Source organism: Vibrio sp. 10N.222.55.C6, from assembly GCF_041473395.1.
Classification (GTDB): domain Bacteria; phylum Pseudomonadota; class Gammaproteobacteria; order Enterobacterales; family Vibrionaceae; genus Vibrio; species Vibrio crassostreae_C.
Genome location: NZ_JBFRSD010000560.1, coordinates 1 through 372, shown reverse-complemented (window position 1 = coordinate 372; position 372 = coordinate 1). Strand labels below are relative to the sequence as shown.

The 372-nt window shown below is 41.9% G+C and carries 1 protein-coding gene; it reads left to right on the top strand.

The window, feature by feature from the left end; all coding sequences use genetic code 11:
* On the top strand, nucleotides 1-372 hold a 372-nt coding region (locus tag AB4486_RS25095), incomplete at both ends, for an N-acetylneuraminate synthase family protein (RefSeq protein WP_372119414.1).

Genomic DNA, 372 nt, shown 5'->3' with positions numbered 1-372 from the left:
ATCTTATCGTTTCTACCGGCATGGCGACACTGTCTGAAATTGAGATAGCATTAGGGGTTATTGCTTTCGGTTATACAGCCGATGAAAATACACAGCCTTCCATATTAGGTTTCCAAGAAGCTTACGCGTCAGAGGCGGGTCAAAAAGCGTTAAAAGAAAAAGTAACAATTCTTCATTGCACGACAGAATATCCTGCACCAATGGAAGAAATCAACCTAAAAGCAATGGATACACTCGGCCGAGCATTTAATCTAAAGGCTGGCTATTCAGATCATAGCGAAGGAATAACGATTCCAATTGCAGCTGTTGCCCGTGGTGCTGTTCTGATCGAGAAGCATTTTACATTAGATAAGAATATGGAAGGTCCTGATC